The 15,113-nt window shown below is 74.4% G+C and carries 13 protein-coding genes and 1 riboswitch; of the genes, 6 read left to right on the top strand and 7 right to left on the bottom strand.

Annotation, left to right across the window (positions count from 1 at the left end; translation table 11 throughout):
• Positions 1-117: 117 nt before the first annotated feature.
• Genes GSY65_RS10515 through GSY65_RS10495 form a run of 5 tightly spaced genes read right to left on the bottom strand, consistent with a single transcriptional unit; the run spans position 118 to position 6,202 of the window.
• Entirely contained in the window at positions 118-1,074 is a 957-nt protein-coding gene (locus tag GSY65_RS10515) for an ECF transporter S component (protein WP_201452506.1), read from the bottom strand.
• The gene (locus GSY65_RS10510) at positions 1,071-2,918 is read right to left on the bottom strand and encodes an ABC transporter ATP-binding protein (RefSeq protein WP_159767078.1); all 1,848 of its coding nucleotides are present in this window, start codon (positions 2,916-2,918) and stop codon (positions 1,071-1,073) included. Before GSY65_RS10510 ends, GSY65_RS10515 begins: the two co-directional genes overlap by 4 nt.
• Positions 2,915-4,186 (bottom strand): energy-coupling factor transporter transmembrane component T, encoded by a 1,272-nt coding sequence (locus GSY65_RS10505; RefSeq protein ID WP_328707488.1) that lies wholly within the window; start codon positions 4,184-4,186, stop codon positions 2,915-2,917. The genes GSY65_RS10510 and GSY65_RS10505 overlap by 4 nt, the downstream gene beginning before the upstream one ends.
• Positions 4,179-4,919, bottom strand: coding sequence for an SCO2322 family protein (locus GSY65_RS10500; protein ID WP_159767077.1), 741 nt, complete (start codon positions 4,917-4,919; stop codon positions 4,179-4,181). Before GSY65_RS10500 ends, GSY65_RS10505 begins: the two co-directional genes overlap by 8 nt.
• Positions 4,916-6,202: a prenyltransferase/squalene oxidase repeat-containing protein gene (locus tag GSY65_RS10495; protein ID WP_159767076.1), complete on the bottom strand. Its 1,287-nt coding sequence runs from the start codon at positions 6,200-6,202 to the stop codon at positions 4,916-4,918. Before GSY65_RS10495 ends, GSY65_RS10500 begins: the two co-directional genes overlap by 4 nt.
• Positions 6,203-6,333: 131 nt before the next feature.
• Positions 6,334-6,412, bottom strand: a riboswitch (cobalamin riboswitch).
• An 87-nt stretch (positions 6,413-6,499) separates the two neighbouring features.
• On the opposite strand from GSY65_RS10495, the gene GSY65_RS10490 reads away from it, so the two are divergent.
• Positions 6,500-7,291 (top strand): phosphotransferase, encoded by a 792-nt coding sequence (locus GSY65_RS10490; RefSeq protein ID WP_159767075.1) that lies wholly within the window; start codon positions 6,500-6,502, stop codon positions 7,289-7,291.
• Between the two features lie 24 nt (positions 7,292-7,315).
• Here GSY65_RS10490 and GSY65_RS10485 read toward each other — a convergent pair whose 3' ends face one another.
• The gene (locus tag GSY65_RS10485; RefSeq protein ID WP_159767074.1) at positions 7,316-8,344 is read right to left on the bottom strand and encodes an MBL fold metallo-hydrolase; all 1,029 of its coding nucleotides are present in this window, start codon (positions 8,342-8,344) and stop codon (positions 7,316-7,318) included.
• Positions 8,345-8,628: 284 nt separating this feature from the next.
• Between GSY65_RS10485 and GSY65_RS10480 the strand changes: the two genes are divergently transcribed.
• Positions 8,629-10,149, top strand: a complete 1,521-nt coding sequence (locus tag GSY65_RS10480) for an aldehyde dehydrogenase (RefSeq protein WP_159767073.1) — start codon at positions 8,629-8,631, stop codon at positions 10,147-10,149.
• Positions 10,149-10,382 carry a ferredoxin gene (locus GSY65_RS10475; RefSeq protein WP_159767072.1) on the top strand — a complete coding sequence of 78 codons (234 nt, stop codon included), beginning with the start codon at positions 10,149-10,151 and terminating at the stop codon, positions 10,380-10,382. The genes GSY65_RS10480 and GSY65_RS10475 overlap by 1 nt, the downstream gene beginning before the upstream one ends.
• A 320-nt stretch (positions 10,383-10,702) precedes the next feature.
• Here GSY65_RS10475 and GSY65_RS10470 read toward each other — a convergent pair whose 3' ends face one another.
• A complete protein-coding gene (locus GSY65_RS10470) occupies positions 10,703-11,422 on the bottom strand; it encodes a TetR family transcriptional regulator (RefSeq protein WP_159767071.1) in 720 nt (239 codons plus the stop codon).
• A gap of 208 nt (positions 11,423-11,630) precedes the next feature.
• On the opposite strand from GSY65_RS10470, the gene GSY65_RS10465 reads away from it, so the two are divergent.
• From GSY65_RS10465 to GSY65_RS10455, 3 genes are read left to right on the top strand one after another with little or no spacing between them, the layout of a single operon-like run.
• Positions 11,631-13,130, top strand: a complete 1,500-nt coding sequence (locus GSY65_RS10465; protein WP_159767070.1) for a glycosyltransferase family 4 protein — start codon at positions 11,631-11,633, stop codon at positions 13,128-13,130.
• Positions 13,124-13,924, top strand: a complete 801-nt coding sequence (locus tag GSY65_RS10460) for a class I SAM-dependent methyltransferase (protein ID WP_159767069.1) — start codon at positions 13,124-13,126, stop codon at positions 13,922-13,924. The genes GSY65_RS10465 and GSY65_RS10460 overlap by 7 nt, the downstream gene beginning before the upstream one ends.
• Positions 13,921-15,000 (top strand): prenyltransferase, encoded by a 1,080-nt coding sequence (locus tag GSY65_RS10455; RefSeq protein WP_159767068.1) that lies wholly within the window; start codon positions 13,921-13,923, stop codon positions 14,998-15,000. Before GSY65_RS10460 ends, GSY65_RS10455 begins: the two co-directional genes overlap by 4 nt.
• The last annotated feature ends 113 nt before the right edge of the window (positions 15,001-15,113 follow it).

Raw genomic sequence — 15,113 nt, 5'->3', positions numbered from 1 at the left:
TTGCGACGTGGGCATGCCATGCCTTTCGGGCTACGGCCCCGCTTCGTATGTGACCTGCGCCCTGTGGGGTGGTTCACCGCGCACACAACGGTCCGTGTACGGGCGTCGACGGCGCGTTCAGGGCATGGGCGGGTCGAAGGTGACCGGGGTCTCGAAGGCCGCCCGGCGCGTGGCCCGCCGCAGCGCCCGCAGCACGGGGGCGCCGAGCGTGAGGGTCAGGACGACGGTGACGACGGCCCGGCCCAGGTCCCAGCCGAGGGAGGTGGCCAGGCAGTAGGCGACGAACCGGGCGAGGTTGGCGGCGGGGGAGGCGTCCGCCTGGAAGGCGATGTTCGAGGCGAGCGCGTCGATGAAGGGCCAGCCGTAGAGGTTCATGACCGTGCCGTAGACGAAGGCCGCGACGAAGCCGTACGCCGACAGCAGCAGGAGTTCGGCGCGGCCCCGCAGCCGCCGGGCGCCCGGCAGCAGCCCGGCGCCCATCGCGAACCAGCCCATCGACAGCATCTGGAACGGCAGCCACGGCCCGACGCCGCCGGTCAGCAGCGCCGACGAGAACATCGTCACCGCGCCCAGCGTGAAGCCGAAACCCGGGCCGAGGACGCGCCCGCTGAGCACCATCAGGAAGAACATGGGCTCCAGCCCCGCCGTCCCCGCCCCGATCGGGCGCAGCGCGGCGCCGGTCGCCGCGAGCACCCCGAGCATCGCCACCGCCTTCGCGCCCATCCCCGCCTCGGAGATCGCCGCCGCGACGACACCGACGAGCAGCACGAGCAGCCCGGCGAACAGCCAGGGGGCGTCCTGCGCGTGCGCGCTGACCTGCGACCCGGGGGATGCGAAGAACGGCCAGGCGAAGGCGGCGACACCGATGAGGCTGACGAGCGCGAGAGCGAGGAGGGAACGGGGAGAGAGGGGGACGGGACGGGGGCCCGGGTGAGGGCGAGGGGTGGGGTGGCGGTGGAGGTGGAGGTGGGGGTTGGTGCCGGGGGCGGTCGGGTGGGTCGGTTCGGTCGGATGGGTCGGCTGGGTCGGGTCGGTCGGGTGGGGCGGCTGGGTCGAGTGCCTGGTGTTCGTCACGGCCGCTCCCGCTCGGCTGCGCGCAGGGCGGCCAGGGCGTGGCGCACCTGGGCCGTGGTCAGCCACTGCTGCGGGGCCAGGATCTTCGTGACCTGCGGGGCGAAGGCCGGGGAGCCGACCACCACCTCGGCGGTCGGTCCGTCGGCGACCACCTCCCCGTCGGCGAGGATCAGCACGCGGTCGGCCACCTCCGCCGCCAGCTCCACGTCGTGCGTGGCCAGCACGATGGCATGGCCCCCGGCGGCGAGCCCGCGCAGGGTCGAGACCAGGCGGGCCTTGGCCGCGTAGTCGAGACCCCGGGTCGGCTCGTCCAGGAGCAGCAGCGGGGGCCGGGCCGTCAGCACGACCGCGAGGGCGAGCGCCAGCCGCTGGCCCTCCGACAGATCACGGGGGTGCGTGGCGTCCGTCACCCCGGGCAGCAGTGCGTCCACCAGTCGGCGGCACGTGCCCGGTTCCGCGTGCGCGTCCCGGTCCGCCGCCGCGCACTCGGCGGCGACGGTGTCCGCGTACAGCAGGTCCCGGGGCTCCTGCGGTACGAGTCCGACCCGGCGTACGAGGTCCCTCGGCGCCGTCCGGTGCGGTCGCGCTCCGCCGACGAGCACGGAACCGGCCGTCGGGGCCACCAGGCCGACCAGCGCCGACAGGAGGGTGGACTTGCCGGCGCCGTTGCGGCCCATGAGGGCGACGGTCTCACCGGGGACGACGGAGAGGTCCACGTTGCGCAGGGCGGGGACGCTGCCGCGCCGCACCGCCAGCGAGGCGACCTCGGCGAGCGGGGCGACCTCGGCGACCGGGGTGGCTGCCGGGAGGGTCGAGGGGGCGGTGGGGGCTGTCGAGCGCTCGGGTGGGCCGATCGGGTCCGGGGCCGGTGTGCGGGAGAGCAGACGGCGGAGGCGGGGGAAGGCGGCCGTGGGCGACGGCGACGTGGACGTGGACGTGGACGGGCTGGGCGCGGGATCCGGGTGCCCCTGGACGGGGGCGGTGTGGGGCGGGGTGCCGGGAGCGCCGGGAGGGGTGTGGGGCGTGAGGGAGGCCAGGCGGGCTCGTAGGGGCTCCGCTCTGCGGCGGGCGTCCCGCACCGTCAGGGGGAGGGGCGTCCAGTCGGCGAGGCGGCCCAGGGCCACCACCGGGGGGTGCACCGGGGAGACGGCCATCACCTCGGCGGGGGTGCCCACGACGGGGCGCGCGCCCGGCGCGGGGAGGAGGACGATCTGGTCGGCGTACTGGACGACGCGTTCGAGGCGGTGCTCCGCCATCAGGACCGTCGTGCCGAGGTCGTGCACCAGACGCTGGAGCACCGCCAGGACCTCTTCCGCCGCCGCCGGGTCCAGCGCGGAGGTCGGCTCGTCCAGGACCAGGACGCCGGGGTGCGGGGTCAGCACCGAACCGATGGCGACCCGCTGCTGCTGGCCCCCGGAGAGCGTCGCGATGGGCCGGTCGCGCAGGGCGGCGAGCCCGAGGAGGTCCAGCGTCTCCTCCACCCGCCGTCGCATCACGTCCGGCGGCAGGCCCAACGACTCCATGCCGTAGGCGAGTTCGTCCTCGACCGTGTCCGTGACGAAGTGGGCGAGCGGATCCTGCCCCACCACGCCCACGACGTCGGCGAGTTCGCGCGGCTTGTGCGTACGGGTGTCCCGGCCCGCCACCGTGACCCGGCCGCGCAGGGTGCCCCCGGTGAAGTGCGGTACGAGCCCGTTCACCGCACCCAGCACGGTCGACTTGCCGACGCCCGACGGCCCCACCAGCAGGACGAGTTCGCCCTCCGGGATCTCGAAGTCGATGCCCCGGACGGTGGGTTCGGCCGCGCCGTCGTACGTGACGGACACGTCCTCGAAGCGGATCATGCGTCTTCCTTGCTGGGCGAGAGGACCGTGGGGGCGGCGACCCTGGTGGCGGGGGTGGGGGTGGGTGTGCGCGTGGGGGCTGCGGTGGTGGCGGGCGCGGAGGCCGCCGGGGGCGGTGGACCGGGCACCGCGAACGACGGCAGCAGGCCCACCAGGAGTGCCGCGGCCGGCCACAGCGGGAGGTCCGGGGTGGTCAGGGGCACGACGCCGGGGTGCAGGGCGGCGGCGTCGTACGCCTCGCAGAGGACCAGGAGCACGGCGACGGCGGCGCCCGACGCCGCCACCAGCGACGCCCGTACGCCCCACGGGTCCGGCCGGTAGCGGGTGCGGGGCGAGCGGCGCCCGCCCAGGCGCAGGCCCGCGAGCGCGGCGGCCAGGCCGGTGAGCAGGACGGGCAGACCGTACGTGCCGCCGGCCGCGGTCAGGACGCCGTACGTGCCCGCGCAGACGCCCAGCAGTCCGCCGAGGGTCAGGGCGGCCGTCGTGCGGCGGACACGGGCCGGGACCTCGGCGGTACGGCCGTAGCCGCGTGAGTCCATCGCGGCGGCCAGCGCCACCGACCGTTCCAACGCGCCCTCCAGCACCGGCAGTCCGACCTGTGCCAGACCGCGCAGGCCCCGGTCCGGCCGCCCGCGCAGCCGCCGGGCGGCCCGCAACCGCTGCACGTCCGCCACCAGATGCGGGGCGAACGTCATCGCCACCACCACCGCCACGCCCGCCTCGTACAGCGCGCCCGGCAGCGACTTCAGCAGCCGGGCCGGGTTCGCGAGGGCGTTCGCGGCACCCACGCAGATCAGGAGCGCGGCCAGCCGCAGCCCGTCGTACAGCGCGAACAGCACGCCCTCCGCCGTCACCCTGCCGCCCAGGCGGATGCCCTGCGCCCAGTCGGGCAGCGGGACCTCGGGCAGCACGAGAAGGGTGTGCGTGCCGGGGATCGGCGAGCCCAGCACCACGGCGAAGGCCAGCCGGACGACCAGCACCGCCAGGCCGAGCTTCACGAACGCGGTGTACGAGCGGGCCCACGGGGCGTCCGTGCGGTGCGTCGCCACGACGTACCCCGCCACGGCTATGAGGAGGGCCAGGAGGAGGGGGTTGGTGGTGCGCGACGCGGCGGTACCGAGCCCGAGGGCCCACAGCCACCAGGCGAGGGGGTGCAGGTGGTGGCTCCGGTGCCCGCGCCGCGGGGAGTGGGCCGGGTGGGCGGGGTGCGTGGCCCGCGGCCGGTGGGTGTCCCCCGCGCCGCGGGCCGACGGTCCCCGCCTAGCCACGGCGGCGTCGCCCGGCCTGCCACACCGCCGCCGCGCCGAGCACCGCGACGGCGCCGACGCCGACGAACACGCCGACGGACGGGCCCTTCCCGTCGGACGCGCGGGCGTTCTCCGACGCGGCCGGGTCGTCGGACGCGCCGGAGGTCCCGGCGGTGCCGGACGTGCTGCCGGACGTGCCGGAGCTGCCGGCGGACGCGTCGGGGCCGTCATCGGCGACCACCTCCCCGCACCCCTTCCGGGGGTACCCGGCGATCGCGCAGAGCAGCGCGTTCGTGTCGTACCGGAGCGGCTTCGCCACGGCGGCCAGCGCGTCGGCGGTGGTCGCGTCCGACGGCACGCGCGCACAGGCGGTGCGCGCCGGCGGGGGCGTCTCACCCGCCGGGGCGTCCGCGGCGGTGCCGAAGTCGAGGACGAGCGCGATCCGCTTCTGTCCGTCACGGGCGTCCGTACCCGCGCAGATGGTGTCGAAGCGGGCGGTGCCGCGCGGCTCGGCGGCGTCGTCGGAGTCCTCGCTGACGGCGAACCGGAAGCCCTGGACGTCCCCGTCCGAGGGCCGTGCCGTCGACGGCCCCTGCGTCGCGTACGCCCAGCCGGAGCCGTCCGCCTCCCGGTCCCAGAAGGACCAGTACCGGTAGGCGGCGGCATGGGCCGCTCCGCCCAGCCCCAGCAGCGCGCAGAGCAGGAGCAGGGTCGCCGCCGACGCGGCCGTGACGCGCCCGCCGGTGCGGGTCATGCCCGTCGCCGCTTCCGGGTGAGGTGCGTCAGGGCCGCCGCGGCGAGCGCGGCGAGTCCGAGTCCGGCGCCCAGGACGACTCCGGTCGCGATGCCGCCGTCGTCCCCGTCCCCGTCGGCGGCGCCGTCGCCCGGCACGCCCGACCGGTCGGCCACGACCTGCGCCGGGCCGGTCCCCGCCAGCCGGGCCACCAGGTCCGTGCCGCCGAAGTCGCGCGGGTCGGTGCCGGCGGCGTGCGCGGCGAGGATCAGCTGCGCGTACGCGGCGGGGCCGGACTTCGCGGCCCAGGGGCCGTGGTGCTTCTCCAGCCAGGCGAGCGGCTTCGCGGTGGCCTCCGTGTCCCCGGCGGCGGCCAGCGCCACGACCGCGTCGGCGGTGTTTCCGACGTCGGGCTGGTCCTCGGCGCCCGCGAGGGCGGACTTCAGGTAGCCGTCGGAGGTGAGGGCCCCGGCGAGGTACACGGCACCGTTGTGGGCCGCGTCCTCGGGCGAGGTGCCGTCGGCGCACGCGGCGGCGGCCCCGGACGCCCCGGACCCGCCGGTCTTCCCGGACTCCCCGGCGTCGACGACGAACCCTTCACCGAGGCTGCCGACCACGGCGGCGGCCGTGGCGTCGGCGTTGGCGGCCAGCCCGCCCTTCTTGTCGGGCTGGTAGGCGAAGGCCCCGCTGCCCTCGGTGCCGGCGGCGCACGGGAGGGCGAGGGCGCGCAGGGCGTCGAAGGGGGAGCGGCCGGCCTTCTTCTGCCCGCCGGGCGCCTCGCCCACGGCGGCCAGCGCGCCGATGACGACGGACGTGGAGTTCGCGTCGCTGGGCCCGCCCGCGGTGAAGCCCCAGCCGCCGTCGTCGTTCTGGTTGTCCTTCAGCCAGCCGACGGCCCGCTCGGCCTGCGCGTCGTGCCCGCCGACGGCGGCGAGTGCCTGCACCGCGGCGGCCGTGCTGTTGGTGTCGACGGCCGCCTTGGCGTCGCACTTCGCGTTGGCGTCGGCGCGGTACGCGGCGAACGCCCCGTTCGCGCACTGCTGCCCGAGCAGCCAGTCGACGGCCCCGGCGCCGGGCTTCTCGCCCACGGCGTCCAGCGCGACCAGCGCGAGCGACTGCCGCCAGACGCCGTCGTACTTGGGGTCCGTCGACCCGTACAGACCGGTGGATATCGCCTGCGACGGCGACGCGGACGGTGCGGCGGGCGCGGTGTCGTCGGCGAGGGCGGCCGGTGCGAGTCCGGTGCCGGCCCCGGCTGTGGCGGCCAGTACGGCGACGACCGCGGCGCTGCGGCGGACATTCATGATCGGCGGTGCCTCTCCCTGACGGGAGCCGGGCGCCACGGCGCGACGCCGGGCGGCTCGGCTCCGTATTCCTCGACGGGTGCCGTGCACCGGCGGACGCCGGTGACGCGAGCCGGTCACAGTTCCGCACAGGGCAGTCCGACTCGCCGATCGCACGGACGGCTTCGGCTCACGGTTGCGGGTCAGTGCCGGATTTGCACCGGCTTCCCCCTGTACGGGCGTGACGACCCGGCCACTCTACCTGCCGGTACACACCACACCGAGGGCCACCCGCACCGGGAGGGTAGGTTCGGCGGCATGCGGACGGGGAGACTGCTGGGCGCGGGGCGCACGGCGGACGTGTACGAGCTGACGGACGACGTGGCCGAGGGCTGCGTCGCCGAGGGCCGCGCGCCCGGCGTCCATGGCACCGGCGTCCACGGCATCGGCGGTCCCGGGGCCTGGGCGCTGCGCCGGTACCGGGACGGCTGGGGTGACGCGCGGGCCGAGGCCGAGGTCATGGAACACGTCCGCGCTCACGGCTACCCGGTGCCACGCGTCCGCACGGCCACCCGCACCGACCTGGTCCTCGAACGCCTTTCGGGCCCGACCATGCTGGAGGCCATCGCCGCGGGTGCCCTCCCGCCGCGCGAGGCCGGTGCCGAGCTGGCCCGCCTCCTGTGCGCGCTGCACACGCTCCCGCCCCGCCGCTCCAGCGACTCGACGGCCCGCGTCCTCCACCTCGACCTGCACCCCGAGAACGTCCTCCTCACCCCGGACGGCCCCCGCGTCATCGACTGGGCCAACGCCGAGGAGGGCCCGCCCGGCCTCGACTGGGGCATGTCGGCGGTCATCCTCGCCCAGGTCGCGGCCGACCCGGCCGATCCCCGCGCACCGCTGGCGCACGCCGTGCTCACCGGACTCCTCTCCCACCGCCCGCCCGAACCCGCCTCGGGTCTGACGGACGACGGCCTCCCGGAGGGCGGTCTGACGGAGGACGGTCTTGCGGAGGCGATCACCCGTCGGTCGAGGAACCCGACGATGAGTGCGCGAGAGGTGCGACTCCTCGATCTGGCGGAGGAGTTGATCCGCGCGGTCGGTGCCCGCTGAGGCGGGGCGCGTCACTGCCCCGTCTCACACCGCCACGTACGTCACCGGGTCGCTCCCCGGTACCGCCTCCGCTCGGCCCAGTTTCACCAGGCGGCGCAGGTGGGCCTCCGCCTCGGCGACGGCGATGGTCCTGGAGCTGTGGGGGATGTGGGCCCAGGGGCGGTTCCACTCCATGCGTTCGGCCAGCTGCCACGGGGTGAGTGGGGTGGTGAGGAGGGAGCGCAGGCCGGTGAGGCGGGACTCGTGGTGTGCGAGCAGCTCCCGTACGCGGGCCGGGGCGTCGGTGAACGGGTACTGGTGGGCCGGGAGGACCTCGGCCGGGCCCAGCCGGGCGACGCGTTCGAGGGAGTCGAGGTAGTCGCCGAGCGGGTCGGTCACCGTCGTGTCGTCGGGGTCCTCGTACAGGCCGATGTGCGGGCTGATCTCGGGGAGGAGGTGGTCGCCGGAGAACAGCCGCCCCCGGCCCGGCAGTTCGGCGGGATGGTCCTCCTCCAGGTGCAGGCAGACATGGCCGGGCGTGTGGCCGGGCGTCCAGATCGCGCGCAGGCGGCGGCCGGGCAGGTCGAGGAGTTCACCGGGGACGATCTCGCGGTCGGGGAGCGCGGGGGAGAGGCCGGGCAGGGTGCGGTGGCCGCGCGGCGCGCGCAGCGGGGCCACGTGCTCCTCGGGCGCGCCAGCCGCCGTCAACTTGGCCGCCATGTACGTGAACCAGCTCTCCGGTCGCGTCTCCCGCGTGCGCCGGACGACCGAGGCGTCCGCCGCGTGCATGGCCAGCCAGGCGCCGGACGCCTCCCGCACCCTGCCCGACAGGCCGTGGTGGTCCGGGTGGTGGTGGGTGATCACCACGCCCACGATCTCCCCGACCGACGTACCGCACGCGGTGAGACCCGCGCACAGGGTGTCCCAGGAGGCCGGGTCGTCCCAGCCGGTGTCGACGAGCACGGGCCCGCGATCGGTGTCGACGACGTACACCAGCGTGTGGCCCAGGGGGTTGTCCGGGATGGGGACCTGAAGGGACCGGACGCCGCCGCCGTGGTCGTACACCTGCGTCATGGGCTCCCCAATCGCCGCCGTCCGGCCACTATAACTAGAACAGGTTTCGATGGGAGGCCGGGTCAACCGTCCCAGGTCCCTGGCCTGAGCCCTGCCCGCGCCCCAGCCCGCGCCCCGGCCCCGAACCGTCACGCCGCGGCATGCCCGCACGGCGCGCCGTACCCCCACGGGGGCCGCCCCGTGTCGCCCGCCCCCGTGGACTCCTCGAACCGGAGCTGGTATCAGTTCCCGTATCGCCCTATCTGATGCATCGTCAGAAATTGGCTCCGGGGAGGCAGTCGGCCATGACCGAGCTCGTGGAACACGGACAGCTGTTCATCGGCGGGGAGTTGACGGACCCCCTGGGCGCGGACGTCATCGAGGTGGTCTCGCCGCACTCGGAGCAGGTCATCGGCCGCGTCCCGCACGCCTCACGCGCCGACGTCGACCGGGCCGTGGCCGCCGCGCGGAAGGCGTTCGACGAGGGGCCGTGGCCCCGGGCGACGCTCGACGAGCGCATCGAGGTCGTCGCCCGCATCAAGGACGCCTTCGCCGTGCGCCACGAGGAGTTCGCCCGCCTCATCAGCGCCCAGAACGGCACCCCGTTCACCTCCAGCGTCATGGTGCAGGCCCTCGCCTCGATGATGGTGTGGGACGCGGCGATCACCACGGCGCGGAACTTCACCCACGAGGAGCACCGCGACGGCGTGCTCGGGAAGATCCTGGTGCGCCGCGAACCGGTCGGCGTCGTCGCGGCCGTCGTCCCGTGGAACGTCCCGCAGTTCACCGCCGCCGCCAAACTCGCCCCCGCCCTGCTCGCGGGCTGCCCCGCGATCCTGAAGGTCTCGCCCGAGACCCCGCTCGACGCGTACCTGCTCGCGGAGATCGCCGCCGAGGCCGGGCTCCCGGAGGGCGTCCTGTCGATCCTCCCGGCCGACCGCGAGGTCAGCGAGTACCTCGTCGGGCACCCGGGCGTCGACAAGGTCTCCTTCACCGGCTCGGTCGCCGCAGGCAAACGCGTCATGGAGGTCGCCGCCCGCAACCTCACCCGCGTCACCCTGGAACTGGGCGGCAAGTCCGCCGCGGTGATCCTGCCGGACGCCGACGTCCGGACCACCGTCAACGGCATCGCGCCCTTCGCCTGGATGATCAACGGCCAGGCGTGTGTCGCCCAGACCCGCATCCTCGTCCCGCGCGGCCGCTACGACGAGTTCGCCGAGGCATTCGCGGCCGCCGCGTCCGCGCTCAAGGTCGGCGACCCGCTCGACCCGGCCACCGAACTCGGCCCGCTCGTGGCGCGGCGGCAGCAGCGCCGCAGCCTCGACTACATCCGCATCGGCCAGGAGGAGGGCGCCAAGATCCTCACCGGCGGCGGCCGCCCCGCCGGCCTCGACCACGGCTGGTACGTCGACGCCACCCTCTTCGGCGACGTCGACAACTCCATGCGCATCGCCCGCGAGGAGATCTTCGGCCCCGTCATCTGCCTCCTCCCGTACGGCGACGAGGCCGAGGCCGTACGGATCGCCAACGACTCCGACTACGGCCTGAGCGGCAGCGTGTGGACCGCCGACGACGAGCGCGGCATCGAGGTCGCCCGCCAGGTCCGCACCGGCACGTACTCCGTCAACACCTTCAGCCTCGACATGTTCGGCCCGTTCGGCGGCTACAAGAACTCCGGCCTGGGCCGCGAGTTCGGCCCCGAGGGCTACAGCGAGTACCTGGAGCACAAGATGATCCACCTGCCCGCCGGGTACCAGCCGCCCACCACGGGCGCCACCGGTGCCACCGACGGCTCGGGCGGCTCGGGTGAGCGGACGGCGGGCTGATGGGCGACCGCTGGCACGTCGAGGTCGACCGGGCGCTCTGTATCGGCTCCGCCCAGTGCACCCACCTCGCCCCGGACGCCTTCCGCCTCGACACCGCGATGCAGTCGCATCCCACCGAACCGGAGACGGACGCCGGCGAACCCGTCCTGAGGGCGGCGGAGGGCTGCCCGGTGGAGGCGATCTCGATCGCCCTGTCCGGCAGCGGCGAACCGGTGTTCCCGCCGGAGGAGTAGCGGCACACCACCCCTTGCGCCGTGCCGAGCGGGCGCGGCGAGGGGGGTGAGCGGGTGGCGAGCGGATGGGTAAAAAAATCCCTTTCAGGGGTTTGCGTGGGTCTATGGGCGGTCTACTCTGGAATTAGGCCTACGGGACGAGTGAGGGAGTCCGACCGGAGTAGCCGACATGGGCGTGAGGCGAAGGTCTCCGCCGGTGCCGACGTCGACGGTAGGGCTGAGAGGCCGGAAGGTCGCTGGTACAGGACCGGACGGCGACCCCCAGTACCTGATCCGGGTCATGCCGGCGCAGGGAACCCGTCTCGTAGGTCGCAGGCGTCTCAGTCCCCCCGTACGCGTGACGAGCCCCGGCCGCTACCGCGGCGCCGGGGCTCCTTCTCGTCCTCGGGCGCCGTCAGGTCGATCAGACGGCATACCGTCTCGATGTCGATCTTCACCTGGGCGATGGAGGCGCGGCCGGAGAGCCAGGTGATGAGCGCCGAGTGCCAGGTGTGCCCGATGACGCGGACGGCGGAGAGCTGCTCGGCGGTGGGGCGCTCCAGCCCCATCGCGTCCAGGATGATCGCCGTCGTCTGGTGGGAGACCTGGTCCACCTCGGGGCTGACGCTGCGGTCGGCGAACGTCAGCGCGCGGACCATGGCGTCCGCGAGGTGCGGCTCCCTCTGCAGCGCGCGGAAGGCCCGCATCAGGGTCTCCGCCACCCGCTCCGCGGCCGTGTCCCCGGTCGGCGGCTTCTTCCGCAGCGTGCCGTGCATGTGCTCCAACTGGTCCTGCATCGTGGCGACCAGCAGATGGATCTTGGACGGGAAGTAGCGGTACAGCGTGCCCAGGGCGACCTGCGAGGACTCGGCGACCTCACGCATCTGCACGGCGTCGAAACCGCCCCGGCTTGCCAGTTGCGCGCTCGCGTGCAGGATCCGGCGCCGACGGGCCTCCTGCCGCTGGGTGAGGGGCGGCGAGTCCCGCCGCGGCTCCGGACGCGGCTCCGGGCGCGGTTCCTGTCGTGCGCTACTGGCGTCCACCTTGGCTTCCGCAGGCATGGGTACCGTTCCGTGACAGTCGGTGAGGGTGTGCGATCCGACAGCATGCCAGGGTGCGCGCCGTGGCGTGAATCACCCGATCCACCGCTCACCGCGGCCCTACCTGCCGGTAGATTCAGTGCTCCTCGAACGATCAAGTCTGTAACTTGTTCTAGATTACCGTCCCGACGTAATCTCACCGGACAACACAGGCAGAAGGGGGCCGAGAGTGACCGCTGAGGCCAGTGAGGCGGGGCATCGGGCAAGCCCCGCCGCCGACGGCGGCCGACCGCTCAACATCGCGCTCCTCACCTACAAAGGGAACCCGTTCTGCGGGGGCCAGGGCGTGTACGTACGGCACCTCTCGCGTGAACTCGCCCGCCTCGGCCACCGGGTGGAGGTCATCGGCTCCCAGCCCTACCCCGTCCTCGACGAGGACGCGGTCCCCGGCGACGGACCGGGCGGGCTCTCCCTCACCGAGCTGCCCAGCCTCGACCTGTACCGGCAGCCCGACCCCTTCCGTACCCCGAAGCGCGACGAGTACCGCGACTGGATCGACGCGCTCGAAGTGGCGACGATGTGGACCGGCGGCTTCCCCGAGCCCTTGACGTTCTCCCTCCGCGCCCGCCGCCATCTGCGCGCCCGGCGCGGCGAGTTCGACGTCGTCCACGACAACCAGACCCTCGGCTACGGCCTGTTGGGCGACGTGGGCGCGCCCCTCGTCACCACCATCCACCACCCCATCACCGTCGACCGGCAGCTGGAACTGGACGCCGCCGAGGGCTGGCAGCGCCGCACCTCCGTACGCCGCTGGTACGCCTTCACCCGCATGCAGAAGCGCGTCGCGCGCCGGCTGCCGAGCGTGCTCACCGTCTCCGGCACCTCGCGCCAGGAGATCGTCGACCACCTCGGCGTCCGCGGCGACCGCATCCACGTCGTCCACATCGGCGCCGACACCGACCTCTTCTCGCCCGATCCGTCCGTCGCGCGGATCCCCGGCCGGATCGTCACCACCTCCAGCGCGGACGTGCCGCTGAAGGGCCTCGTCTTCCTCGTCGAGGCACTCGCGAAGGTCCGCGCCGAGCATCCCGCCGCCCACCTCGTCGTCGTCGGCAAGCGGCCCACCGAGGGCCCCGTCGCCCAGGCCATGGAGCGGTACGGCCTCGACGGCGCCGTCGAGTTCGTCAAGGGCATCTCCGACGCCGAACTGGTCGACCTGGTCCGCTCCGCCGAGGTCGCCTGCGTGCCCTCCCTGTACGAGGGGTTCTCGCTGCCCGCCGCCGAGGCCATGGCCACCGGCACGCCCCTGGTCGCCACCACCGGCGGCGCCATCCCCGAGGTCGCCGGACCCGACGGCGAGACCTGCCTCGCGGTGCCCACGGGCGACGCGGGCGCCCTGGCCGCCGCGCTGAACCGGCTCCTCGGCGACGCCGACCTGCGGGCCCGCCTCGGGCACGCGGGCCGCGCGCGGGTACTGAGCCGGTTCACCTGGGCCAGAGCGGCCGAGGGCACGGTCGCCCACTACCGCGAGGCGATCGCCCGCGCCGAGGGACGCCCGCCCGGGGCCGCCACGAGCACCGCGCCCCGCGCCGTACCGGCGGCGGACCACACCGCCGACGACACCGCCGACCACATCGCCGACCGAGCCGTCGACGCCCACGAGGCCGTCGAAGAGGCAGTTGAAGCAAACCGCGAAAGCGCCGACCGCGAAAGCAGGGCCACGTGCTGACCGTCGACTTCTCCCGGTTCCCGCTCGCCCCGGGGGACCGCGTCCTGGATCTCGGCTGTGGAGCGGGCCGGCACGCCTTCGAGTGCTACCGGCGCGGCGCCCAGGTCGTCGCCCTCGACCAGAACGGCGACGAGATCCGCGAGGTCGCCAAGTGGTTCGCGGCGATGAAGGAGGCCGGCGAGGCCCCCGACGGCGCGACCGCCACGGCCATGGAGGGCGACGCCCTCGCCCTGCCCTTCCCCGACGAGTCCTTCGACGTCGTGATCATCTCCGAGGTCATGGAGCACATCCCGGACGACAAGGGCGTGCTCGCCGAGATGGTCCGCGTGCTCAGGCCCGGCGGCCGCATCGCGATCACCGTCCCGCGCTACGGCCCCGAGAAGGTCTGCTGGACACTGTCGGACGCCTACCACGAGGTCGAGGGCGGCCACATCCGCATCTACAAGGCGGACGAACTGCTCAGCAAGGTCCGCGGCGCCGGCCTCAAGCCGTACGGCACCCACCACGCGCACGCCCTGCACTCGCCGTACTGGTGGCTGAAGTGCGCGTTCGGCGTCGACAACGACAAGGCGCTCCCGGTCCGCGCGTACCACAAGCTGCTGGTCTGGGACATCATGAAGAAGCCCCTGGCCACCCGGGTCGCCGAACAGGCGCTCAACCCCCTGATCGGCAAGAGCTTCGTGGTGTACGCGACGAAGCCGCACCTGCCGCGGATCGCCGACACCGACACCGACAGCGCCGCCGAGGGCGACGCGGCGGCGGCCGGGGCCGAGGCCGGGGCGGCCGCCCAGTGACGACGCCCCGGACGGAACACCTGGTCCTGCCCGGGGTCCTGACCGCCGAGCAGGCCGCCGCCACCGTCCGCGGGATCCTCGCGGTGCAGCGGCAGGACGGCGCGATCCCCTGGTTCCGCGGCCACCACCTGGACCCCTGGGACCACGTCGAGGCCGCCATGGCCCTCGACGCGGCCGGCCAGCACGACGCCGCCGAGCGCGCCTACACGTGGCTGCTGCGGCACCAGAACGAGGACGGCTCCTGGTACGCCGCCTACGCCGACGGCGACGCCGACGCCATCACCGACCGCGGCCGTGAGACCAACTTCGTCGCGTACATAGCCGTCGGCGTCTGGCACCACTACCTGGCCACCGGCGACGACACGTTCCTCGACCGCATGTGGCCCGCCGTCTACGCGGCGATCGAGTGGGTCCTGCGGCTCCAGCAGCCCGGCGGGCAGATCGGCTGGAAGCGCGAGGACGACGGCACGCCCGTGCCGGACGCCCTGCTGACCGGTTCCTCGTCCATCCACCACGCGCTGCGCTGCGCGCTCGCCATCGCCGAGCAGCGGGAGGAACCGCAGCCGGACTGGGAGCTGGCCGTGGGCGCGCTGCGGCACGCGATACGCCGCCACCCCGAGCGGTTCCTCGACAAGGACCGCTACTCGATGGACTGGTACTACCCGGTGCTGGGCGGCGCGTTGACCGGCGCGGAGGCCAAGTCCCGTATCGAGGAGGGCTGGGACCGCTTCGTCGTCCCCGGCCTCGGTGTCCGCTGCGTCGTCCCCAACCCGTGGGTGACGGGTGGCGAGTCCGCCGAACTCGCCCTCGCGCTCTGGGCGATGGGCGATTCCGACCGGGCCCTGGAGATCCTCCAGTCCATCCAGCACCTGCGCGACCCCGCGACCGGCCTGTACTGGACGGGCTACGTCTTCGAGGACGGGGCCGTCTGGCCCGAGGAACTGACCTCGTGGACGGCGGGCTCCCTGCTCCTCGCCGTGGCCGCGCTGGGCGGCGACGAGGCGACCTGCGCGGTGTTCGGCGGGGAGCGACTGCCGCGGGGCCTGGACGACATCGAAGAGTCGGACTGCTGCTGAGGTCCGCCCTCCGGGTGGGGTGGTTGCGCTTGGTGGCTGGCAGCCGGTCGTCCGTGGCCGCTCGCGCAGTTCCCCGCGCCGCGCCCCTGAGAGACCGGGGGCCGGCCCCTGCT

Origin of the sequence: Streptomyces sp. HM190 (assembly GCF_009857135.1) — a bacterium.
Classification (GTDB): domain Bacteria; phylum Actinomycetota; class Actinomycetes; order Streptomycetales; family Streptomycetaceae; genus Streptomyces; species Streptomyces heilongjiangensis.
Note: the sequence above shows the minus strand (reverse complement) of the source record. Positions and strands in the feature narration are given on the sequence as shown.

What these genes read in the sequence shown, in the direction of transcription:
- GSY65_RS10470 (WP_159767071.1), bottom strand. Translation starts at nt 11,422, where the DNA reads ATGCCTGCGGAAGCCAAGGTGGACGCCAGTAGCGCACGACAGGAACCG.
- GSY65_RS10510 (WP_159767078.1), bottom strand. Translation starts at nt 2,918, where the DNA reads ATGATCCGCTTCGAGGACGTGTCCGTCACGTACGACGGCGCGGCCGAA.
- GSY65_RS10485 (WP_159767074.1), bottom strand. Translation starts at nt 8,344, where the DNA reads ATGACGCAGGTGTACGACCACGGCGGCGGCGTCCGGTCCCTTCAGGTC.
- GSY65_RS10495 (WP_159767076.1), bottom strand. Translation starts at nt 6,202, where the DNA reads ATGAATGTCCGCCGCAGCGCCGCGGTCGTCGCCGTACTGGCCGCCACA.
- GSY65_RS10500 (WP_159767077.1), bottom strand. Translation starts at nt 4,919, where the DNA reads ATGACCCGCACCGGCGGGCGCGTCACGGCCGCGTCGGCGGCGACCCTG.
- GSY65_RS10475 (WP_159767072.1), top strand. Translation starts at nt 10,149, where the DNA reads ATGGGCGACCGCTGGCACGTCGAGGTCGACCGGGCGCTCTGTATCGGC.
- GSY65_RS10480 (WP_159767073.1), top strand. Translation starts at nt 8,629, where the DNA reads ATGACCGAGCTCGTGGAACACGGACAGCTGTTCATCGGCGGGGAGTTG.
- GSY65_RS10490 (WP_159767075.1), top strand. Translation starts at nt 6,500, where the DNA reads ATGCGGACGGGGAGACTGCTGGGCGCGGGGCGCACGGCGGACGTGTAC.